Genomic DNA, 19,603 nt, shown 5'->3' with positions numbered 1-19,603 from the left:
GGCCTGGTGGTATTAATCAAACCGAAATACGGAACCGAGAATCTGATGAGTGACTATAAATCTACCCTGAATTTGCCGGAAACAGGGTTCCCGATGCGCGGCGATCTCGCTAAGCGCGAACCGGGGATGCTGGCGCGTTGGACTGATGATGATCTGTACGGCATCATCCGTGCGGCGAAAAAAGGCAAAAAAACCTTCATTCTGCATGATGGCCCTCCATATGCGAATGGCAGCATTCATATTGGTCACTCGGTTAACAAAATTCTCAAAGACATTATTGTGAAGTCCAAAGGGCTCGCAGGTTTTGACTCGCCTTATGTTCCGGGGTGGGATTGCCACGGTCTGCCGATCGAGCTGAAAGTAGAGCAGGAATATGGCAAGCCGGGTGAAAAGTTTACCGCCGCCGAATTCCGCGCCAAATGCCGCGAATACGCCGCCACGCAGGTTGATGGCCAGCGTAAAGACTTTATCCGTCTTGGCGTATTGGGCGACTGGTCCCATCCTTACCTGACCATGGATTTCAAAACCGAAGCCAATATCATTCGCGCGCTCGGTAAAATCATCGGCAATGGTCACCTGCTGAAAGGCGCCAAACCGGTGCATTGGTGCGTCGACTGCCGTTCCGCACTGGCGGAAGCGGAAGTGGAGTACTACGACAAAACTTCTCCGTCTATTGATGTTGCGTTCCACGCTGTCGATGAAGACGCAGTGAAAACGAAATTTGGTACCTCTACCGTTAATGGCCCAATCTCGCTGGTTATCTGGACCACCACTCCCTGGACGCTGCCTGCGAACCGCGCAATTTCTCTCTCACCAGAGTTTGACTATGCGCTGGTGCAGATTGACGGTCAGGCGCTGATCCTGGCGAAAGACCTGGTCGATAGCGTGATGAAACGCATCGGCGTTACTGATTACACGGTGCTGGGCACGGTAAAAGGTTCCGAGCTGGAACTGACGCGCTTTAAGCATCCGTTCCTCGACTTCGACGTTCCGGCGATCCTCGGCGATCACGTCACACTGGAAGCCGGTACCGGCGCGGTGCATACCGCAGGTGGTCACGGCCCGGATGACTACACCATTAGCCTGAAATACGGTTTGGAAATCGCCAACCCGGTTGGCCCGGATGGCACCTATCTGCCGGGGACTTATCCGACGCTGGATGGCGTTAACGTCTTTAAAGCGAACGACCTCATCGTAACGTTGCTGACAGACAAAGGTGCGTTGCTGCACGTTGAAAAAATGCAGCACAGCTACCCGTGCTGCTGGCGTCATAAGTCGCCGATCATCTTCCGTGCGACGCCGCAGTGGTTCGTTAGCATGGATCAGAAAGGTCTGCGCGCGCAGTCGCTGAGTGAGATCAAAGGCGTGCAGTGGATCCCGGACTGGGGCCAGGCGCGTATCGAATCGATGGTTGCTAACCGCCCGGACTGGTGTATTTCCCGTCAGCGTACCTGGGGTGTGCCGATGTCGCTGTTCGTGCATAAAGACACCGAAGAGCTGCACCCGCGCACACTGGAGCTGATTGAAGCCGTTGCCAAACGCGTTGAAGTCGATGGCATTCAGGCATGGTGGGATCTCGACCCGCGCGACATCATGGGCGACGATGCCGACAACTATGTCAAAGTGCCGGATACGCTGGACGTCTGGTTTGACTCAGGTTCAACCCATGCCTCTGTTGTCGACGTGCGCCCGGAATTTGCTGGTCATGCGGCAGATATGTATCTGGAAGGTTCGGATCAGCATCGCGGCTGGTTTATGTCCTCGCTGATGATCTCCACGGCGATGAAAGGCAAGGCGCCGTACCGCCAGGTGTTAACTCACGGCTTCACCGTTGATGGCCAAGGACGCAAAATGTCCAAATCCATCGGCAATACCGTTTCACCGCAGGAAGTGATGAACAAACTCGGCGCGGATATTCTGCGTCTTTGGGTAGCATCGACTGACTATACCGGTGAGATGGCGGTTTCCGACGAGATCCTCAAACGCGCTGCCGACAGCTATCGCCGTATCCGTAACACCGCGCGCTTCCTGCTGGCGAACCTGAACGGTTTCGATCCGGTAAAAGATATGGTGAAACCGGAAGAGATGGTGGTGCTGGATCGCTGGGCCGTCGGCTGCGCGAAAGCGGCGCAGGAAGACATCGTAAAAGCCTACGAATCCTATGACTTCCATGAAGTGGTACAGCGTCTGATGCGCTTCTGCTCTATCGAAATGGGTTCGTTCTATCTCGACATCATCAAAGACCGCCAGTACACCGCGAAAGCGGACAGCGTGGCGCGCCGTAGCTGTCAGACCGCGCTGTATCACATCTGTGAAGCACTGGTGCGCTGGATGGCGCCGATCATGTCTTTCACCGCTGATGAAATCTGGGGTTATCTGCCAGGTTCCCGCGAGAAATATGTGTTCACTGGTGAGTGGTATGAAGGTCTGTTTGGCCTGGCAGACAGCGAAGCGATGAACGATGCCTTCTGGGACGAGCTGCTGAAAGTGCGTGGTGAAGTGAACAAGGTTATCGAGCAGGCGCGCGCCGACAAGAAAGTCGGTGGTTCGCTGGAAGCTGCGGTGACGCTGTTTGCCGAGCCGGAACTGGCAGCGAAGCTGACAGCGCTGGGCACGGAATTGCGATTTGTCCTGTTGACCTCCGGCGCGGAAGTTGCGGATTATGCCAGCGCTTCTGCGGATGCACAGCAGAGCGAGCTGCTAAAAGGGCTGAAAGTCGCATTGAGCAAAGCCGAAGGTGAGAAATGCCCGCGCTGCTGGCATTACACCACCGATGTCGGTCAGGTGGCGGAACACGCAGATATTTGCGGACGCTGTGTAAGCAACGTCGCCGGTGACGGCGAAAAACGTAAGTTTGCCTGATGAGTAAATCGATTTCTTCAACAGGACTGCGCTGGCTGTGGCTGGTAGTCGTCGTGCTGATTATCGATCTGGGCAGCAAATACCTGATCCTCCAGAATTTTGCTCTGGGGGATACGGTGTCGCTGTTCCCGTCGCTTAATTTGCACTACGCGCGCAACTATGGCGCGGCATTCAGTTTTCTGGCGGACAGCGGCGGCTGGCAGCGCTGGTTCTTCGCAGGTATCGCTATTGGTATCTGCGTGGTGCTGGCGGTGCTGATGTATCGCGCTAAGGCCTCGCAAAAACTGAACAATATCGCCTATGCGCTGATCATCGGCGGCGCGCTGGGTAATCTTTTTGATCGCCTGTGGCATGGCTTTGTCGTCGATATGATCGATTTTTATATGGGCGACTGGCATTTTGCTACCTTTAACCTTGCCGATACTGCAATTTGTATTGGCGCGGCGCTGATCGTGCTGGAAGGTTTCCTGCCCTCAACGGCCGCGAAGAAGCAAGCATAAGCAAACCGCTTTGTAGGCCCGGTAAGCTAATGACTGCCGGGCAATACAACACGAAAACATAAAGAGCAACCTGCATGTCTAAATCCGTACAGAGCGATAGCGCGGTGCTGGTGCACTTCACGCTTAAGCTCGAAGATGGCTCTCTTGCCGAGTCAACCCGCAATAATGGCAAACCGGCGCTGTTTCGCCTTGGCGACGGTTCACTCTCCGAAGGACTGGAACAACATCTGCTTGGCTTGAAAGCCGGGGAAAAAAAAGTCTTTTCTCTGGAGCCAGACGCCGCATTTGGCACGCCGAGCCCGGATCTGATTCAGTACTTCTCGCGTCGCGAATTTATGGATGCCGGGGAGCCGGAAGTCGGTGCGATTATGCTCTTTACCGCAATGGACGGCAGCGAAATGCCGGGCGTGATCCGTGAAGTCAACGGTGATTCGATTACCGTCGATTTTAACCATCCGCTGGCGGGCAGAACCGTTCATTTTGATATCGACGTGCTGGAAGTTGATCCGGCACTGGAGGAAACAAATGCAGATCCTGTTGGCTAACCCGCGCGGTTTTTGCGCCGGCGTTGACCGCGCTATCAGCATTGTTGAAAACGCGCTGGCTCTCTACGGCGCGCCGATTTATGTGCGCCATGAAGTAGTGCACAACCGCTATGTTGTCGATAGCCTGCGTGAACGTGGCGCAATCTTTATTGAGCAAATCAGCGAAGTGCCGGATGGCGCGATCCTGATTTTCTCCGCTCATGGCGTCTCTCAGGCGGTGCGTAACGAAGCGAAAAGCCGCGATTTGACCGTCTTTGACGCCACGTGCCCGCTGGTGACCAAAGTGCATATGGAAGTGGCGCGCGCCAGTCGCCGCGGTGAAGAAGCTATTCTGATTGGCCATGCCGGACACCCGGAAGTGGAAGGTACTATGGGCCAGTACAGCAACCCGAAAGGGGGTATGTACCTGGTCGAATCGCCGGAAGATGTTGGCACACTGGATATCAAAGACGCGGGTAAACTGTCGTTTATGACGCAAACCACGCTCTCCGTGGACGATACGTCAGATGTGATTGACGCGCTGCGTGCGCGTTTCCCACAGATTGTCGGCCCGCGCAAAGACGATATTTGCTACGCCACCACCAACCGGCAGGAAGCCGTACGTGCGCTGGCGGAGCGGGCGGAAGTGGTGCTGGTGGTTGGTTCGAAAAACTCCTCTAACTCTAACCGCCTTGCTGAACTGGCGCAGCGGATGGGCAAGGCGGCGTATCTCATCGATGATGCTTCTGATATTCAGGAAGCATGGGTAAAAGGCATTAACTGCGTGGGCGTTACCGCCGGGGCTTCCGCGCCGGATATCCTGGTGCAAAATGTTATTGTCCGCTTGCAGGAATTGGGCGGCGGCGAAGCGATTCCGCTGGAAGGGCGCGAAGAGAATATTGTCTTCGAAGTGCCAAAAGAGCTGCGGGTGGATGTTCGCGAAGTCGAATAACGTTTTCCACTAAGCTTTATGCGAAGATGCCAGACTGAGTCTGGCATTTTTTATGGATAATTTTTGTGGAGGCGTTATGCGTTTACCCATGATTCTCGACACCGATCCCGGTATCGATGATGCCGTTGCCCTTGCCGCCGCGCTGTTCGCGCCGCAGTGCGATCTCAAACTTGTCACCACTGTTGCCGGTAATGTTTCGCTGGAAAAAACCACCCGTAATGCCCTGCAACTGCTGAATTTCTGGCAGGTGGATATCCCGCTGGCGCAGGGCGCTGCAACCCCTCTGTTGCGCCCGTTGTACAGCGCCGCCGACGTACATGGCGAATCCGGCATGGATGGCTACGATTTTATTGCGCATCAGCGCCAGCCGTTGGCTATCCCGGCTTTTCAGGCCATCCGCGATGTGCTGCTGGCCTCGCCGGAACCGGTAACGCTGGTCACTATCGGCCCGTTAACCAACATTGCGCTGCTGCTAACGCATTACCCGGAGTGCCAGTTCAACATTCGCCGTCTGGTGATGATGGGCGGCTCCGCCGGACGCGGCAATTTTACGCCCAATGCCGAATTTAATATCGCCATCGATCCCGAGGCCGCCGCGCGCGTGTTCAACAGCGGGCTGGAGATCGTGATGTGCGGTCTGGATGTGACCAACCGTGCGACGTTGACACCGGAATATCTTGCGGCGCTGCCTGCGCTCAATAACACCGGAAAAATGTTGCATGCGTTATTTAGCCACTATCGCAGCGGCAGCATGGCGACCGGGCTGCGGATGCATGACCTCTGCGCTATCGCCTGGCTGGCGCGTCCGGAACTGTTTACGCTGAAATCCTGTTTTGTCGCCGTGGAGACTCAGGGGCAATATACCGCCGGGACGACGGTGGTGGACATTGAAGGCAAACTGGGACGGCAACCCAATGCGCAGGTGGCGCTGGAAATCGATGTAGAGGGTTTTCGTCATTGGGTCGCCGAGGTGCTGGCGCTGGCACCTTAATATCATGCCTTTTACTGATATTTCCGGCTGTATATCATTAATTTCTTATTATCGGCGTTTTCGGCTGGTGGCTCCGACACGGGCTGGTTAATCTGGAAACGATTCTTACGCATTTTTTTAACAAAAGAGCACAACTATGCATGATGCACCAATCCGCGTGGCCATCGCGGGCGCTGGCGGGCGTATGGGCCGTCAGCTGATTCAGGCGGCACTGGCAATGGACGGCGTCGAACTAGGCGCTGCGCTGGAGCGCGAAGGTTCTTCCCTGCTGGGAAGCGACGCGGGGGAATTGGCTGGCGCGGCGAAAACCGGTGTGACCGTGCAGAGCAACCTTGAGGCGGTGAAAGATGATTTCGATGTTTTTATCGATTTCACCCGCCCGGAAGGCACGCTGGCGCATCTGGCTTTCTGTCGCCAGCACCGTAAAGCAATGGTAATTGGTACCACCGGTTTTGATGACGCTGGTAAGCAGGCCATTACCGAGGCTGCGCAGGCTATCGCCATTGTTTTTGCTGCCAACTTTAGCGTTGGCGTCAATGTCATGCTGAAGCTGCTGGAGAAAGCGGCAAAAGTAATGGGTGATTACACCGATATCGAAATTATCGAAGCGCACCATCGCTACAAAGTCGATGCCCCGTCAGGAACGGCGCTGGCGATGGGCGAGGCGATTGCCGGTGCACTGAATAAAGATTTAAAAACGTGTGCAGTTTATGCACGCGAAGGGTACACCGGCGAGCGTGTGCCCGGCTCGATTGGCTTTGCTACGGTACGTGCAGGCGACATCGTCGGCGAACATACCGCGATGTTCGCCGATATTGGCGAACGTGTTGAAATCACACATAAAGCCTCCAGTCGCATGACTTTTGCCAATGGTGCGGTTCGCTCCGCTTTATGGTTGAAAGGAAAGAATAATGGCCTTTTTGATATGCGAGACGTGCTTGATCTCAATAATTTATAAGGTTTATTACCCATCGTGATGTGGTTGTTGCAGTCATAATTAATTGATTGCAAAGGGCAATATTTTATTGCCCTTTTATTTTTCCTTTTTCACCCTTCATTTTGCCCAAGCCAGCCATAATTTCTGTTTATCTCTCTGCTTTATGTTTCTTAATTGTAAATTTTGACCATCTGGTCTACTTTTTTGATATCCGCCGTTAGAAATTGCAATTTTCTCAGCGCGCAAGCGTTTTCCCTGTGAGTTTGTTTGCTATTTTTATCGATTAAATCCAGTAAAAAGGGGCAGTGGCGTAAAACAATAAGAAAAATACCGGAGAAAAGTTGACTTTTAACCGACATCTCTCCAGAATGCCGCCGTTTGCCAAAAATCCACGGCAAGCAAATTTGCATTGATTCAAGCTCTCAATATGAATTAATATGCAAATAAAGTGAGTGAATATTCTCTGGAGGGTGTTTTGATTAAGTCAGCGCTATTGGTTCTGGAAGACGGAACCCAGTTTCACGGTCGGGCCATAGGGGCAACGGGCACGGCGGTTGGGGAAGTCGTTTTCAATACTTCAATGACCGGTTATCAAGAAATCCTCACTGATCCTTCCTATTCCCGCCAAATCGTTACTCTTACTTATCCTCATATCGGCAATGTCGGCACCAACTCTGCTGACGAAGAATCCTCTCAGGTACATGCGCAAGGCCTGGTCATCCGCGACCTGCCGCTGATTGCCAGCAACTACCGCAATACCGAAGACCTCTCTTCTTACCTGAAGCGCCATAATATTGTGGCGATTGCTGATATCGATACCCGTAAGTTGACCCGTCTGCTGCGTGAGAAGGGCGCGCAGAACGGCTGCATTATCGCCGGCGATAATGTTGACGCCGCACTGGCGCTGGAAAAAGCGAAAGCGTTCCCGGGTCTGAACGGCATGGATCTGGCAAAAGAAGTCACAACAGCGGAAACCTACAGCTGGACACAAGGCAGCTGGACACTGGCGGATGATCTGCCACCAGCGAAAAGCGAGAGTGAGCTGCCGTACCATGTTGTGGCATATGATTACGGCGCAAAACGCAACATCCTGCGCATGTTAGTGGACAGAGGCTGCCGTCTGACAATCGTTCCGGCTAAAACCCCGGCAGCGGATGTCCTGAAGCTCAATCCGGACGGTATCTTCCTGTCTAACGGTCCTGGCGACCCGGCACCATGCGATTACGCCATCGAGGCGATTAAAACGTTCCTTGAAACGGATATTCCGGTGTTCGGTATCTGCCTGGGCCATCAGTTGCTGGCGCTGGCGAGCGGTGCGAAGACGGTAAAAATGAAGTTTGGCCACCACGGCGGTAACCATCCGGTAAAAGATATCGACAACAATACGGTGATGATTACCGCACAGAACCACGGTTTCGCGGTTGATGAAGCGTCAATGCCTGCAAATCTGCGCGTAACGCACAAATCCCTGTTCGATGGCACGTTGCAAGGCATTCATCGCACCGATAAACCGGCGTTTAGTTTCCAGGGACACCCGGAAGCAAGCCCTGGTCCGCACGACGCCGCGCCGCTGTTTGACCACTTTATTGAGTTAATTGAGCAGTATCGTAATACCGCCAAATAATCAGGAGAAAAGAGCAATGCCAAAACGTACAGACCTAAAAAGTATCCTGATCCTTGGTGCTGGCCCGATTGTTATCGGCCAGGCATGTGAATTTGACTACTCTGGCGCGCAGGCGTGTAAAGCGCTGCGCGAAGAGGGTTACCGCGTCATTCTGGTGAACTCTAACCCGGCGACCATTATGACCGACCCGGAGATGGCGGACGCGACCTATATCGAGCCGATCCACTGGGAAGTAGTGCGCAAAATTATCGAAAAAGAGCGCCCGGATGCGGTTCTGCCGACCATGGGCGGTCAGACTGCGCTGAACTGTGCGCTGGAACTGGAACGCCAGGGCGTGCTGGAAGAGTTTGGCGTCACGATGATTGGCGCAACTGCCGATGCGATTGATAAAGCGGAAGACCGCCGTCGTTTCGACATTGCGATGAAAAAAATCGGCCTCGACACGGCGCGTTCCGGTATCGCGCATACCATGGATGAAGCGCTGGCGGTGGCGGCTGATGTCGGCTATCCGTGCATTATTCGCCCTTCCTTTACGATGGGCGGCACCGGCGGCGGTATCGCGTATAACCGCGAAGAGTTTGAAGAGATTTGCGCCCGTGGGCTGGATCTCTCGCCTACCAATGAGTTGCTGATTGATGAGTCGCTGATTGGCTGGAAAGAGTACGAGATGGAAGTGGTGCGCGATAATAACGACAACTGCATCATTGTCTGTTCGATTGAAAACTTCGACGCCATGGGCATTCATACTGGCGACTCCATCACTGTTGCGCCCGCGCAGACACTGACCGATAAAGAGTACCAAATCATGCGTAACGCCTCGATGGCGGTACTGCGTGAAATCGGCGTTGAAACCGGCGGTTCTAACGTACAGTTCGCGGTGAATCCGAAAAACGGTCGTCTGATTGTTATCGAAATGAACCCGCGTGTATCACGTTCTTCGGCGCTGGCATCGAAGGCGACTGGTTTCCCGATTGCTAAAGTCGCGGCGAAACTGGCGGTGGGCTACACGCTGGATGAGCTGATGAACGACATCACCGGCGGGCGTACTCCGGCGTCGTTTGAACCGTCTATCGACTATGTTGTGACCAAAATTCCTCGCTTTAACTTCGAGAAATTTGTGGGCGCGAATGACCGTCTGACCACGCAGATGAAATCTGTCGGTGAAGTGATGGCGATTGGTCGTACCCAGCAGGAATCAATGCAGAAAGCGCTGCGTGGCCTGGAAGTAGGGGTGACCGGTTTCGACCCGAAAGTGAGTCTTGAGGACCCGGAAGCCCTGACGAAAATCCGCCGCGAGCTGAAAGACGCGGGAGCCGAGCGTATCTGGTACATCGCCGATGCGTTCCGCGCGGGGTTGTCTGTTGACGGTGTGTTCAACCTGACTAACATCGACCGCTGGTTCCTGGTGCAAATCGAAGAGCTGGTGCGCCTAGAAGAGCAGGTTGCAAGCGTTGGCATCAACGGGCTGGATGCTGACTTCCTGCGCACCCTGAAGCGTAAAGGTTTTGCCGATGCGCGTCTGGCAATGCTGGTTGGTGTGCGCGAAGCAGAAATCCGTAAACTGCGCGACCAGTACAACCTGCACCCGGTTTACAAGCGTGTGGATACCTGTGCGGCGGAGTTCGCGACTGATACTGCTTACATGTACTCCACCTATGAAGAAGAGTGCGAAGCCAATCCGAACCCGGATCGCGAAAAAATCATGGTGCTCGGCGGCGGGCCAAACCGTATCGGCCAGGGGATTGAGTTCGACTACTGCTGCGTGCATGCGTCGCTGGCGCTGCGTGAAGATGGTTACGAAACCATTATGGTCAACTGCAACCCGGAAACCGTGTCGACCGATTACGACACCTCTGACCGTCTCTACTTCGAGCCGGTTACTTTCGAAGACGTGCTGGAAATTGTGCGTATCGAAAAACCGAAAGGCGTTATCGTGCAGTACGGTGGTCAGACACCACTGAAACTGGCGCGTGCACTGGAAGCTGCCGGTGTCCCGGTGATTGGTACCAGCCCGGACGCTATCGACCGTGCAGAAGACCGCGAGCGCTTCCAGCATGCGGTTGAACGCCTGAAACTGAAACAGCCCGCTAACGCCACGGTAACGGCGCTGGAGCAGGCGATTGAAAAAGCGAAAGAGATCACCTACCCGCTGGTAGTGCGTCCGTCTTATGTTCTTGGCGGGCGCGCGATGGAAATCGTCTACGACGAAATCGACCTGCGGCGCTATTTTATGACGGCGGTCAGCGTTTCCAACGATGCGCCGGTGCTGCTGGATAAGTTCCTCGACGACGCGGTGGAAGTGGATGTTGATGCCATTTGCGACGGCGAAAGTGTGCTGATTGGCGGCATCATGGAGCATATCGAACAGGCGGGTGTGCACTCCGGCGACTCCGCGTGCTCGCTGCCTGCTTACACCCTGAGTCAGGAAATTCAGGATGTGATGCGCCAGCAAGTACAGAAGCTGGCGTTTGAGTTGCAGGTTCGCGGCCTGATGAATGTGCAGTTTGCGGTGAAAGACAACGAAGTTTATCTGATTGAGGTGAACCCACGTGCCGCGCGTACTGTTCCTTTCGTCTCAAAAGCCACCGGCTTGCCGCTGGCAAAAGTGGCTGCGCGCGTGATGACCGGCAAAACGCTGGCACAGCAAGGCCACACCAAAGAGATTATCCCGCCGTACTACTCGGTGAAAGAAGTGGTGCTGCCGTTTAATAAATTCCCGGGTGTTGACCCGCTGTTAGGGCCAGAAATGCGCTCTACCGGTGAGGTGATGGGCGTGGGGCGTACTTTTGCCGAAGCCTTTGCTAAAGCGCAACTTGGCAGTAACTCGACCATGAAGAAACAGGGCCGCGCGCTGCTGTCGGTGCGCGAAGGGGATAAAGAGCGCGTGGTGGATCTCGCCGCCAAACTGCTGAAACAGGGCTTTGAGCTGGATGCAACCCACGGCACAGCGATTGTGCTGGGTGAGGCCGGCATTAACCCGCGTCTGGTGAACAAGGTGCATGAAGGTCGTCCGCACATTCAGGATCGTATTAAGAATGGCGAATACACCTACATCATCAACACCACGGCGGGGCGCCAGGCGATTGAGGATTCCAAGCTGATTCGCCGCAGCGCGCTGCAGTATAAAGTGCATTACGACACCACGCTGAACGGCGGCTTTGCTACCGCGATGGCGCTGAATGCCGATGCCACTGAAAAAGTGATTTCCGTGCAGGAAATGCACGCGCAGATTAATAAATAATCCGCCCCCCTCTCTCCCTTGCGGAGAGAGGGTTCTTTTCTACCCCCTTCAGAGTGTTCTGCATTTTCCCCGCCGTTCAGGTAGTTAACCTAAAATAGCTAAACAGACGAATATCATTCACTGGAAAGCAGGGAGATAACCATGCGAACTAAACTTCTGATGAGCTCAATTTTTACGGCTGCAGCACTGTTTACCGTTGCCGGATGTTCATCCAACCAGGCGGTGCGCACGACCGATGGCCGCACCATTGTGACCGACGGCAAACCGCAGGTGGATAAAGACACCGGGTTGGTTTCTTATAAAAATGCCGAAACTGGCAAAACCGAGCAGATTAACCGCGATCAGGTGAAAAACATGAGCGAACTGGATAATTAATCCCTTCCTCATCTGCGGTGGTTCCGGCTGCCGCATGCCTTTCCCGAATTCCCGCACAGATTGCCGCTTTTAGCCAGACGATTAACTGACTACACTTTCAAGAAAAAGCGTGTAGTGAAAACAGGTTAATCAATGATCCTCATAATTTATGCCCACCCTTATCCGCACCATTCGCATGCGAATAAGCGCATGATTGAGCAGGCAGGGACGCTGGAAAACGTTGAAATACGTTCTCTGTACGAACTCTATCCTGACTTCAACATTGATATCGCCGCCGAACAGGAGGCGATTTCCCGTGCCGATTTGGTTATCTGGCAACATCCGATGCAGTGGTACAGCGTGCCGCCATTACTCAAACTCTGGCTGGATAAAGTGTTATCGCACGGCTGGGCTTATGGTCACGGTGGAACGGCGCTACGCGGTAAAAGCGTGCTGTGGGCGGTAACGACGGGGGGTGGCGACAACCATTTTGATATCGGCTCGCACCCCGGTTTTGATGTGCTTTCCCAGCCGCTACAGGCGACGGCACTCTACTGCGGAATGAACTGGCTGCCGCCTTTTGCCGTGCACTGTACATTTATCTGCGACGATGAAACGTTGCAGGCGCAGGCACGCCATTACAAACAACGTTTACTGGAGTGGCAGGAGGTGCAACATGGATAGCCATTCGTTAATTCAGGCGCTGATCTATCTGGGATCGGCGGCACTGGTTGTGCCGATTGCCATGCGCCTGGGGCTGGGGTCGGTGCTTGGCTATCTGATTGCCGGGGGCATTATTGGCCCGTGGGGATTGCGGCTGGTGACTGACGCGGAATCTATTCTCCACTTTGCGGAAATCGGCGTCGTACTGATGCTGTTTGTGATTGGCCTTGAGTTGGATCCGCAGCGTTTATGGAAACTGCGTGCGTCGGTGTTTGGCGGCGGTGCGCTGCAAATGGCCAGCTGCGGGTTGTTGCTCGGCGGTTTTTGCGCGCTGCTCGGGTTACCGTGGCCGGTCGCAGTATTAATTGGTCTGACGCTGGCGCTGTCATCGACGGCAATTGCTATGCAGGCGATGAATGAGCGCAACCTCACGGTGTCGCAAATGGGGCGCAGCGCTTTTTCCGTGCTGCTGTTCCAGGATATCGCTGCGATCCCGTTGGTGGCGATGATCCCTTTGCTGGCTGCCAGCGGCGGGGCGATGACGCTCAGTGCCTTTGCACTTTCGGCGCTCAAAGTTGTTGCTGCGCTGACGCTGGTGGTGCTGATCGGGCGCTATGTTGCTCGCCCTGCGCTGCGCTTCGTTGCGCGATCTGGATTACGGGAAGTGTTCTGCGCCGTGGCGCTGTTCCTGGTCTTCGGTTTCGGCTTATTACTGGAAGAAGCGGGTTTGTCGATGGCGATGGGGGCGTTTCTTGCCGGTGTGCTACTCGCCAGCTCCGAATATCGCCATGCGCTGGAAAGCGATATTGAGCCCTTTAAAGGTTTGCTGCTCGGGCTGTTTTTTATCGGCGTGGGGATGTCGATCGACTTTGGTACGCTGGTGACGCACCCACTGCGCATCTTACTGCTGCTGGTCGGTTTTTTAGTGATAAAAAGCGTGGTGCTGTGGCTGATTGCTCGTCCGTTACGCGTTCCCGGCAAGCAGCGGTTGTGGTTTGCCGCTCTGCTGGGGCAAGGGAGTGAGTTCGCCTTTGTGGTATTTGGCACCGCGCAAACGGCACAGGTGCTGGATAGCGAATGGGCGAAAGCGCTAACGCTGACGGTCGCGCTATCGATGGCAGCAACGCCGCTGTTACTGGTGCTGTTGGCCCGTCTTGAAGCATCCGGTAGCCAGCAAGAGCGCGAAGCGGATGAAATCGACGAAGAGGAAGCGCGGGTAATTATTGCCGGGTTCGGACGTTTCGGGCAGATCGCCGGGCGTTTGTTGCTCTCCAGCGGCGTGAAGATGGTGGTTCTGGATCACGATCCCGATCATATTGAAACGCTGCGTAAATTCGGCATGAAGGTGTTTTATGGCGATGCGACACGCGTTGATTTGCTGGAGTCAGCCGGTGCCGGGCGTGCCGAAGTGCTAATTAATGCCATCGACGATCCGCAGGCCAGCCTACAATTAACGGAGCTGGCAAAAGAGCACTTCCCGGATCTGCGCATTATTGCCCGCGCCCGCGATGTCGATCACTACATTCGCTTGCGTCAGGCCGGTGTCGAGAAACCGGAGCGTGAAACCTTCGAAGCGGCATTGAAAACGGGAAGGCTGGCGCTGGAAGGTTTGGGGCTTGGCTCGTATGAAGCGCGTGAACGCGCCGATCATTTTCGCCGTTTCAATACGTCGATGGTGGAAGAGATGGCGCAGGTGGAAAACGATGCCCAGGCGCGTGCGGCCGTGTTTAAACGAACCAGCGCGATGCTAACGGAAATCATCTCGGAGGACAGGGCTCATCTGTCATTAACCCAGCGTCACGGCTGGCAGGGTACGGAAGAGGGGCGTCATACCGGCGATCCCGCAGACGAACCGGCGGTTAAGCCTTAGGCGTAAATCGGCGCTTACGGATAACTTGCTGATTCAACACGGCTGGAAAGTTGGCGGTGCAGATTCGGGGTGCGGTGCCGCCAGCAGAATAGAAAATTTTCTTATTCTTTACCTCGCGCCCCGTCGACGAAAGATTGCGCTTTCCGTATAGTGGCGACAATTTTTTGGCTTTCCAGGAATGAATAAATGATCAGTCTGATTGCGGCGTTGGCAGTGGATCGCGTCATCGGTATGGAGAATGCGATGCCGTGGAACTTAGCTGCCGATCTCGCCTGGTTTAAACGCAATACGTTAAACAAACCTGTCGTGATGGGGCGCCTGACGTGGGAATCCATCGGTCGTCCGTTGCCCGGGCGTAAGAATATCGTGATCAGTAGCCAGCCGGGTACTGATGATCGTGTGCAGTGGGTGAAATCCGTTGATGAAGCTATCGCACAATGTGGCGATGCTGAAGAGATCATGGTGATTGGCGGCGGTCGTGTCTACGAGCAGTTTCTGCCGAAAGCGCAACGTTTGTACCTGACGCACATTGATGCGGAAGTGGAAGGTGATACCCATTTCCCGGATTATGATCCGGACGACTGGGAGTCTGTATTTAGCGAGTTTCACGACGCGGATGCGCAGAATTCACACAGCTACTGTTTCGAGATCCTCGAGCGCCGTTAATTCACTGTGCAGCGGCAGTGATTTCACGGCAATATTTCCCCGGCCCAGACCGGGGAAATTATTTCAGGAGGCGATTGCCTCGCCATCACCCAAATCCATCTGGCGATTTGACGCTTGCGTGAAGTACTGTTTATCTTCCCAGCGCAGGCAGGTTAGCACGCCACCCCAGCAGCAGCCCGTATCCAGCGCGTAGATGCCTTCTGGCGTTCCCGTACCTTCCAGCGATGCCCAGTGACCAAAGGCGATGCTGTACTCTTGCGCGACCGGCCCCGGAATCGAAAACCATGGTTTTAGCGGCGCGGGTGCGTGCTCGGGAATGTCTTTGCAATACATATCGAGCTGCCCATTCGGGAAGCAGTAGCGCATGCGCGTAAACGCATTGGTGATAAAGCGCAGGCGGGCAAGGCCGCTGAGCTCAGGACTCCAGTGGTTCGGCAGATCGCCGTACATGGCGTCGAGAAAGAGCGGATAAGAGTCGCTCGACAGCACGGCTTCAATATCGCGTGCGCAGCGCTTTGTGGTTTCCATGTCCCACTGCGGGGTGATTCCGGCGTGCGCCATCACCAGTTTGTTCTCTTCATCGATTTGCAGCAGCGGCTGGCGACGCAGCCAGTTAATCAGCTCATCGGCGTCTTGCGCTTCTAGCAGTGGGTTCAGCCGGTCTTTGGGCTTGTTACGACTGATGCCGGCAAAAACGGCGAGCAGGTGTAAATCGTGATTACCGAGTACGATGCGTACGCTGTCGCCGAGTGATTTGACCAGGCGCAATACTTCAAGCGAGCCAGGGCCGCGCGCGACAAGATCGCCCGTCAGCCATAACGTGTCCTGCTCAGGCGAAAATTCAACCTGTTTTAACAGCGCGACGAGTTCATCGTAGCAACCATGAACGTCACCAATAAGATATGTAGACATTGTTTTAATGGATCAGCGTTGGAACGGCGAGTCGGAAAACCGGGATAGCGATGCGGAAGGCTTCTCCCTGCGCATCGATCATTTCGTAATGGCCTTGCATCGTGCCCAGCGGCGTTTCAATCACCGCGCCGCTGGTATATTGGTATTCGCCACCCGGCTCAATGTGCGGCTGTACGCCAACAACACCTTCGCCCTGAACTTCCGTTGTGCGGCCATTTCCATTGGTGATAAGCCAGTAGCGCTTGAGCAACTGGACAGGGGTTCGCCCCAGGTTACGGATAGTAATGGTGTAAGCGAAAACATAGCGTTCGTCGTCGGGAGCAGACTGAGACTCGATGTAGATGCTTTGAACCTGAATACAAACTCGGGGCGAATTGATCATACGTTAACTCTCCTTCGGCGGCGCATTCTCAGTCAGGTAGTTCGCTAACTGGCAATATTGCGCAACAGAAATATTTTCCGCGCGCATCGCCGGATCGATACCTAACGACGCCAGCACTTCAACGGTAAAGACGTTGCCGAGGCTGTTGCGAATGGTTTTACGACGCTGGTTAAACGCTTCGGTGGTAATGCGGCTCAGCGTGCGGAGCTCTTTCACCGGATGTGGCAATTGAGCGTGCGGCACCAGACGAACCACAGCAGAATCCACCTTCGGCGGCGGCGCAAATGCGGTAGGCGGTACTTCTAACACCGGAATAATCTGGCAGTAGTACTGCGCCATGACGCTTAATCGACCATACGCCTTACTGTTTGGACCCGCAACCAGGCGATTCACCACCTCTTTTTGCAGCATAAAATGCATGTCGGCAATGGCATCAGTATAGCTAAACAGATGGAACATCAACGGCGTAGAGATGTTATACGGCAGGTTGCCGAAAACACGCAGCGGCTGACCAATAGTTTGTGACAGCTCCGCAAAGTTCATGGTCATTGCATCTTGCTGATAAATGGTCAGTTTAGGTGCAAGGAACGGGTGAGTTTGCAGGCGTGCCGCCAGATCGCGGTCAAGCTCGATGACCGTTAATTTATCCAGACGTTCGCCCACCGGTTCGGTGAGCGCGCCAAGGCCTGGGCCGATTTCGACCATAGCCTGACCCTTTTGCGGGTTGATGGCTGAGACGATGCTGTCGATCACGAACTGGTCGTGGAGAAAGTTTTGCCCGAAGCGTTTGCGAGCTAAGTGGCCCTGATGGACGCGAGTATTCATTGAGTATTAACAATCATTTTGATGGCGAGATTAAGCGCCGTAATAAAACTGCCGACATCCGCTGTTCCTTTGCCCGCGAGTTCAAGCGCGGTGCCATGGTCGACGGATGTACGAATAAAGGGTAAACCGAGGGTGATGTTCACGCCGCGGCCAAAGCCCTGGTATTTTAGCACGGGCAGACCCTGATCGTGGTACATCGCCAGTACGGCGTCGGCATTATCAAGGTATTTGGGCTGAAAGAGCGTGTCGGCAGGCAGCGGACCGCTTAAATTCATACCCTGCGCGCGCATTTCATTGAGCACCGGAATAATGGTATCAATCTCTTCCGTCCCCATGTGGCCGCCTTCACCGGCATGAGGGTTCAGGCCGCAAACAAGAATATGCGGTTGGGAGATACCGAACTTCTGTTGCAGATCCGTGTGCAGAATGCCGATCACTTCTCGCAGCAAATCAGGCGTAATGGCGTCGGCCACGGCTTTAATGGGCAAGTGTGTGGTCGCCAGCGCCACACGTAGCTCTTCGGTTGCCAGCATCATCACCACTTTTGCAGCGTGAGAGCGCTCTTCGAAAAACTCCGTGTGACCGGTAAACGGTGTTCCTGAATCGTTGATCACCCCTTTATGCACCGGGCCGGTAATCAGCGCGGCAAATTCACCACTCAGGCAGCCATCGCAGGCGCGGGCAAGAGTTTCAACAACATAAGAACCGTTAAGCGTATTGAGTACGCCAGCGGTGACGGGCGTATGCAGAGGAACTGGCAACAGCGTTAATGTGCCTGCCTGTTGTGGTACTGCGGCGGCCGTTGGATCGTAACCGCGCAGTTGAAGCGGTAGGCCGAGCCGTGAGGCTCGGTCGGTAAGCAGCGTTGCGTCTGCACAGATAACCAGTTCAACCGGCCAGTCGCGCTGGGCGAGTTGCACTACCAGATCCGGGCCAATCCCGGCGGGTTCGCCGGGAGTAATAACGACACGCTGTGTTTTCATTAGTTGCTCAGAATTTTGACATAGGCGCTGGCGCGCTGTTCCTGCATCCAGGTTGCCGCTTCTTCAGAGAACTTACGGTTCATCAGCATGCGATAGGCTTTGTCTTTTTGCGCCGCATCGGTTTTGTCGACGTTACGGCTATCCAGCATTTCGATCAGGTGCCAGCCAAAGGAGGAGTGAACCGGGCCGCTCATCTGGCCGCGTTTCAGTTTCATCAGCGCATCGCGGAAGGCCGGATCGTAAATATCCGCTGACGCCCAGCCGAGATCGCCGCCCTGGTTTGCAGAGCCCGGATCCTGAGAGAACTCTTTCGCCGCGTTAGCAAAAGTGGTTTTGCCACTCTTAATATCGGCTGCGATCTGTTCCAGTTTCACGCGTGCTTGATCGTCGCTCATGATTGGTGACGGCTTCAGCAGGATATGGCGGGCATGAACTTCCGTCACAGAGATACTCTGTGTCTGACCGCGAAGATCGTTCACTTTCAGGATATGGAAGCCAACACCTGAACGGATTGGGCCAACTATATCGCCTTTTTTCGCCGTGCTCAGTGCCTGTGCAAAAATGCTCGGCAGTTCCTGGATTCTGCCCCAACCCATCTGGCCGCCTTTCAGTGCTTGCTGATCGGCAGAGTAGGTGATGGCCAATTTGCCAAAGTCACCGCCATTACGAGCTTGTTCCACAATTGAACGCGCCTGGCTTTCTGCTTCGTTCACTTGATCGGAGGTTGGATTTTCCGGTAATGGGATCAAAATGTGGCTCAGGTTCAGCTCAGTGCTGGCATCATTCTGGTTGCCAACCTGCTGCGCCAGGGCTTCAACTTCCTGCGGCAGAACGGTAACGCGACGGCGAACTTCACCATTACGGACTTCTGAGATGATCATCTCTTTGCGGATCTGATTGCGGTAGGTGTTGAAATTCACCCCGTCATAGGCCAGACGGCTACGCATCTGATCCATCGTCATATTGTTTTGTTTGGCAATGTCAGCAATGGCGGCATCAAGCTGTTCGTCAGTTACTTTGACGCCCATTTTCGTGCCCATCTGCAAAATGATTTGATCCATGATCAAACGTTCAAGGATCTGGTGGCGCAGCGTTGCGTCGTCCGGTAACTGTTGCCCCGCCTGGCCTGCGTTGGCCTTCACGGATTGCATCAAACCATCAACGTCACTTTCCAGCACCACGCCGTTATTGACCACGGCGGCGACTTTATCAACAACCTGAGGCGCGGCGAAACTGGTATTCGCAACCATAGCGATACCGAGAAGCAGCGTTTTCCAGTTCTTCATACCTTTTCCATTTCAATTAACCGCAATGCGG

At 54.5% G+C, this 19,603-nt stretch carries 17 protein-coding genes; 12 read left to right on the top strand and 5 right to left on the bottom strand.

All coding sequences use genetic code 11. The features are described 5' to 3' along the window. Nucleotides 1-45 precede the first annotated feature (45 nt). From ileS to folA, 12 genes are all read left to right on the top strand, one after another. Nucleotides 46-2,862 carry an isoleucine--tRNA ligase gene (gene ileS / locus E0L21_RS07505; protein ID WP_131408166.1) on the top strand — a complete coding sequence of 939 codons (2,817 nt, stop codon included), beginning with the start codon at nt 46-48 and terminating at the stop codon, nt 2,860-2,862. Next, entirely contained in the window at nt 2,862-3,362 is a 501-nt protein-coding gene (lspA, locus tag E0L21_RS07500) for a signal peptidase II (RefSeq protein WP_086870449.1), read from the top strand. Before ileS ends, lspA begins: the two co-directional genes overlap by 1 nt. A 74-nt stretch (nt 3,363-3,436) precedes the next feature. Continuing rightward, on the top strand, nt 3,437-3,907 hold the full coding sequence (gene fkpB / locus E0L21_RS07495; RefSeq protein ID WP_020456500.1) for an FKBP-type peptidyl-prolyl cis-trans isomerase: 471 nt from the start codon (nt 3,437-3,439) through the stop codon (nt 3,905-3,907). Beyond that, a complete protein-coding gene (ispH, locus tag E0L21_RS07490; protein WP_131408164.1) occupies nt 3,888-4,838 on the top strand; it encodes a 4-hydroxy-3-methylbut-2-enyl diphosphate reductase in 951 nt (316 codons plus the stop codon). Before fkpB ends, ispH begins: the two co-directional genes overlap by 20 nt. A 76-nt stretch (nt 4,839-4,914) precedes the next feature. Continuing rightward, a complete protein-coding gene (gene rihC, locus E0L21_RS07485; RefSeq protein ID WP_131408162.1) occupies nt 4,915-5,829 on the top strand; it encodes a ribonucleoside hydrolase RihC in 915 nt (304 codons plus the stop codon). A gap of 136 nt (nt 5,830-5,965) precedes the next feature. Continuing rightward, nucleotides 5,966-6,787, top strand: coding sequence for a 4-hydroxy-tetrahydrodipicolinate reductase (dapB, locus tag E0L21_RS07480; RefSeq protein ID WP_131408160.1), 822 nt, complete (start codon nt 5,966-5,968; stop codon nt 6,785-6,787). Between the two features lie 454 nt (nt 6,788-7,241). After that, complete coding sequence (carA, locus tag E0L21_RS07470; protein WP_131408156.1) at nt 7,242-8,390, top strand: glutamine-hydrolyzing carbamoyl-phosphate synthase small subunit; 1,149 nt, start codon at nt 7,242-7,244, stop codon at nt 8,388-8,390. 16 nt (nt 8,391-8,406) lie between these two features. Then, complete coding sequence (carB, locus tag E0L21_RS07465) at nt 8,407-11,631, top strand: carbamoyl-phosphate synthase large subunit (protein WP_131408154.1); 3,225 nt, start codon at nt 8,407-8,409, stop codon at nt 11,629-11,631. Between the two features lie 141 nt (nt 11,632-11,772). Continuing rightward, entirely contained in the window at nt 11,773-12,006 is a 234-nt protein-coding gene (locus E0L21_RS07460; RefSeq protein WP_131408153.1) for a YgdI/YgdR family lipoprotein, read from the top strand. 132 nt (nt 12,007-12,138) lie between these two features. Then, a complete protein-coding gene (gene kefF / locus E0L21_RS07455; protein ID WP_131408150.1) occupies nt 12,139-12,669 on the top strand; it encodes a glutathione-regulated potassium-efflux system oxidoreductase KefF in 531 nt (176 codons plus the stop codon). Next, a complete protein-coding gene (kefC, locus tag E0L21_RS07450) occupies nt 12,662-14,518 on the top strand; it encodes a glutathione-regulated potassium-efflux system protein KefC (protein ID WP_131408148.1) in 1,857 nt (618 codons plus the stop codon). Before kefF ends, kefC begins: the two co-directional genes overlap by 8 nt. 186 nt (nt 14,519-14,704) lie before the next feature. After that, nucleotides 14,705-15,184 (top strand): type 3 dihydrofolate reductase, encoded by a 480-nt coding sequence (gene folA / locus E0L21_RS07445; RefSeq protein ID WP_131408146.1) that lies wholly within the window; start codon nt 14,705-14,707, stop codon nt 15,182-15,184. A gap of 63 nt (nt 15,185-15,247) precedes the next feature. Here folA and apaH read toward each other — a convergent pair whose 3' ends face one another. The 5 genes from apaH to surA are packed head-to-tail and all read right to left on the bottom strand — an operon-like array spanning nt 15,248 to nt 19,572. Continuing rightward, nucleotides 15,248-16,096 carry a bis(5'-nucleosyl)-tetraphosphatase (symmetrical) ApaH gene (gene apaH, locus E0L21_RS07440; protein ID WP_131408144.1) on the bottom strand — a complete coding sequence of 283 codons (849 nt, stop codon included), beginning with the start codon at nt 16,094-16,096 and terminating at the stop codon, nt 15,248-15,250. Between the two features lie 4 nt (nt 16,097-16,100). Continuing rightward, entirely contained in the window at nt 16,101-16,478 is a 378-nt protein-coding gene (gene apaG / locus E0L21_RS07435) for a Co2+/Mg2+ efflux protein ApaG (RefSeq protein WP_131408142.1), read from the bottom strand. 3 nt (nt 16,479-16,481) lie between these two features. Next, nucleotides 16,482-17,303 (bottom strand): 16S rRNA (adenine(1518)-N(6)/adenine(1519)-N(6))-dimethyltransferase RsmA, encoded by an 822-nt coding sequence (gene rsmA / locus E0L21_RS07430; RefSeq protein WP_131408140.1) that lies wholly within the window; start codon nt 17,301-17,303, stop codon nt 16,482-16,484. Beyond that, complete coding sequence (gene pdxA / locus E0L21_RS07425; protein ID WP_131408138.1) at nt 17,300-18,286, bottom strand: 4-hydroxythreonine-4-phosphate dehydrogenase PdxA; 987 nt, start codon at nt 18,284-18,286, stop codon at nt 17,300-17,302. The genes rsmA and pdxA overlap by 4 nt, the downstream gene beginning before the upstream one ends. Beyond that, the gene (gene surA / locus E0L21_RS07420) at nt 18,286-19,572 is read right to left on the bottom strand and encodes a peptidylprolyl isomerase SurA (RefSeq protein WP_131408136.1); all 1,287 of its coding nucleotides are present in this window, start codon (nt 19,570-19,572) and stop codon (nt 18,286-18,288) included. The genes pdxA and surA overlap by 1 nt, the downstream gene beginning before the upstream one ends. Between the last annotated feature and the right edge of the window lie 31 nt (nt 19,573-19,603).

It is taken from the genome of Kosakonia quasisacchari, from assembly GCF_004331415.1.
Taxonomy (GTDB): Bacteria; Pseudomonadota; Gammaproteobacteria; order Enterobacterales; family Enterobacteriaceae; genus Kosakonia; species Kosakonia quasisacchari.
Note: the sequence above shows the minus strand (reverse complement) of the source record. Positions and strands in the feature narration are given on the sequence as shown.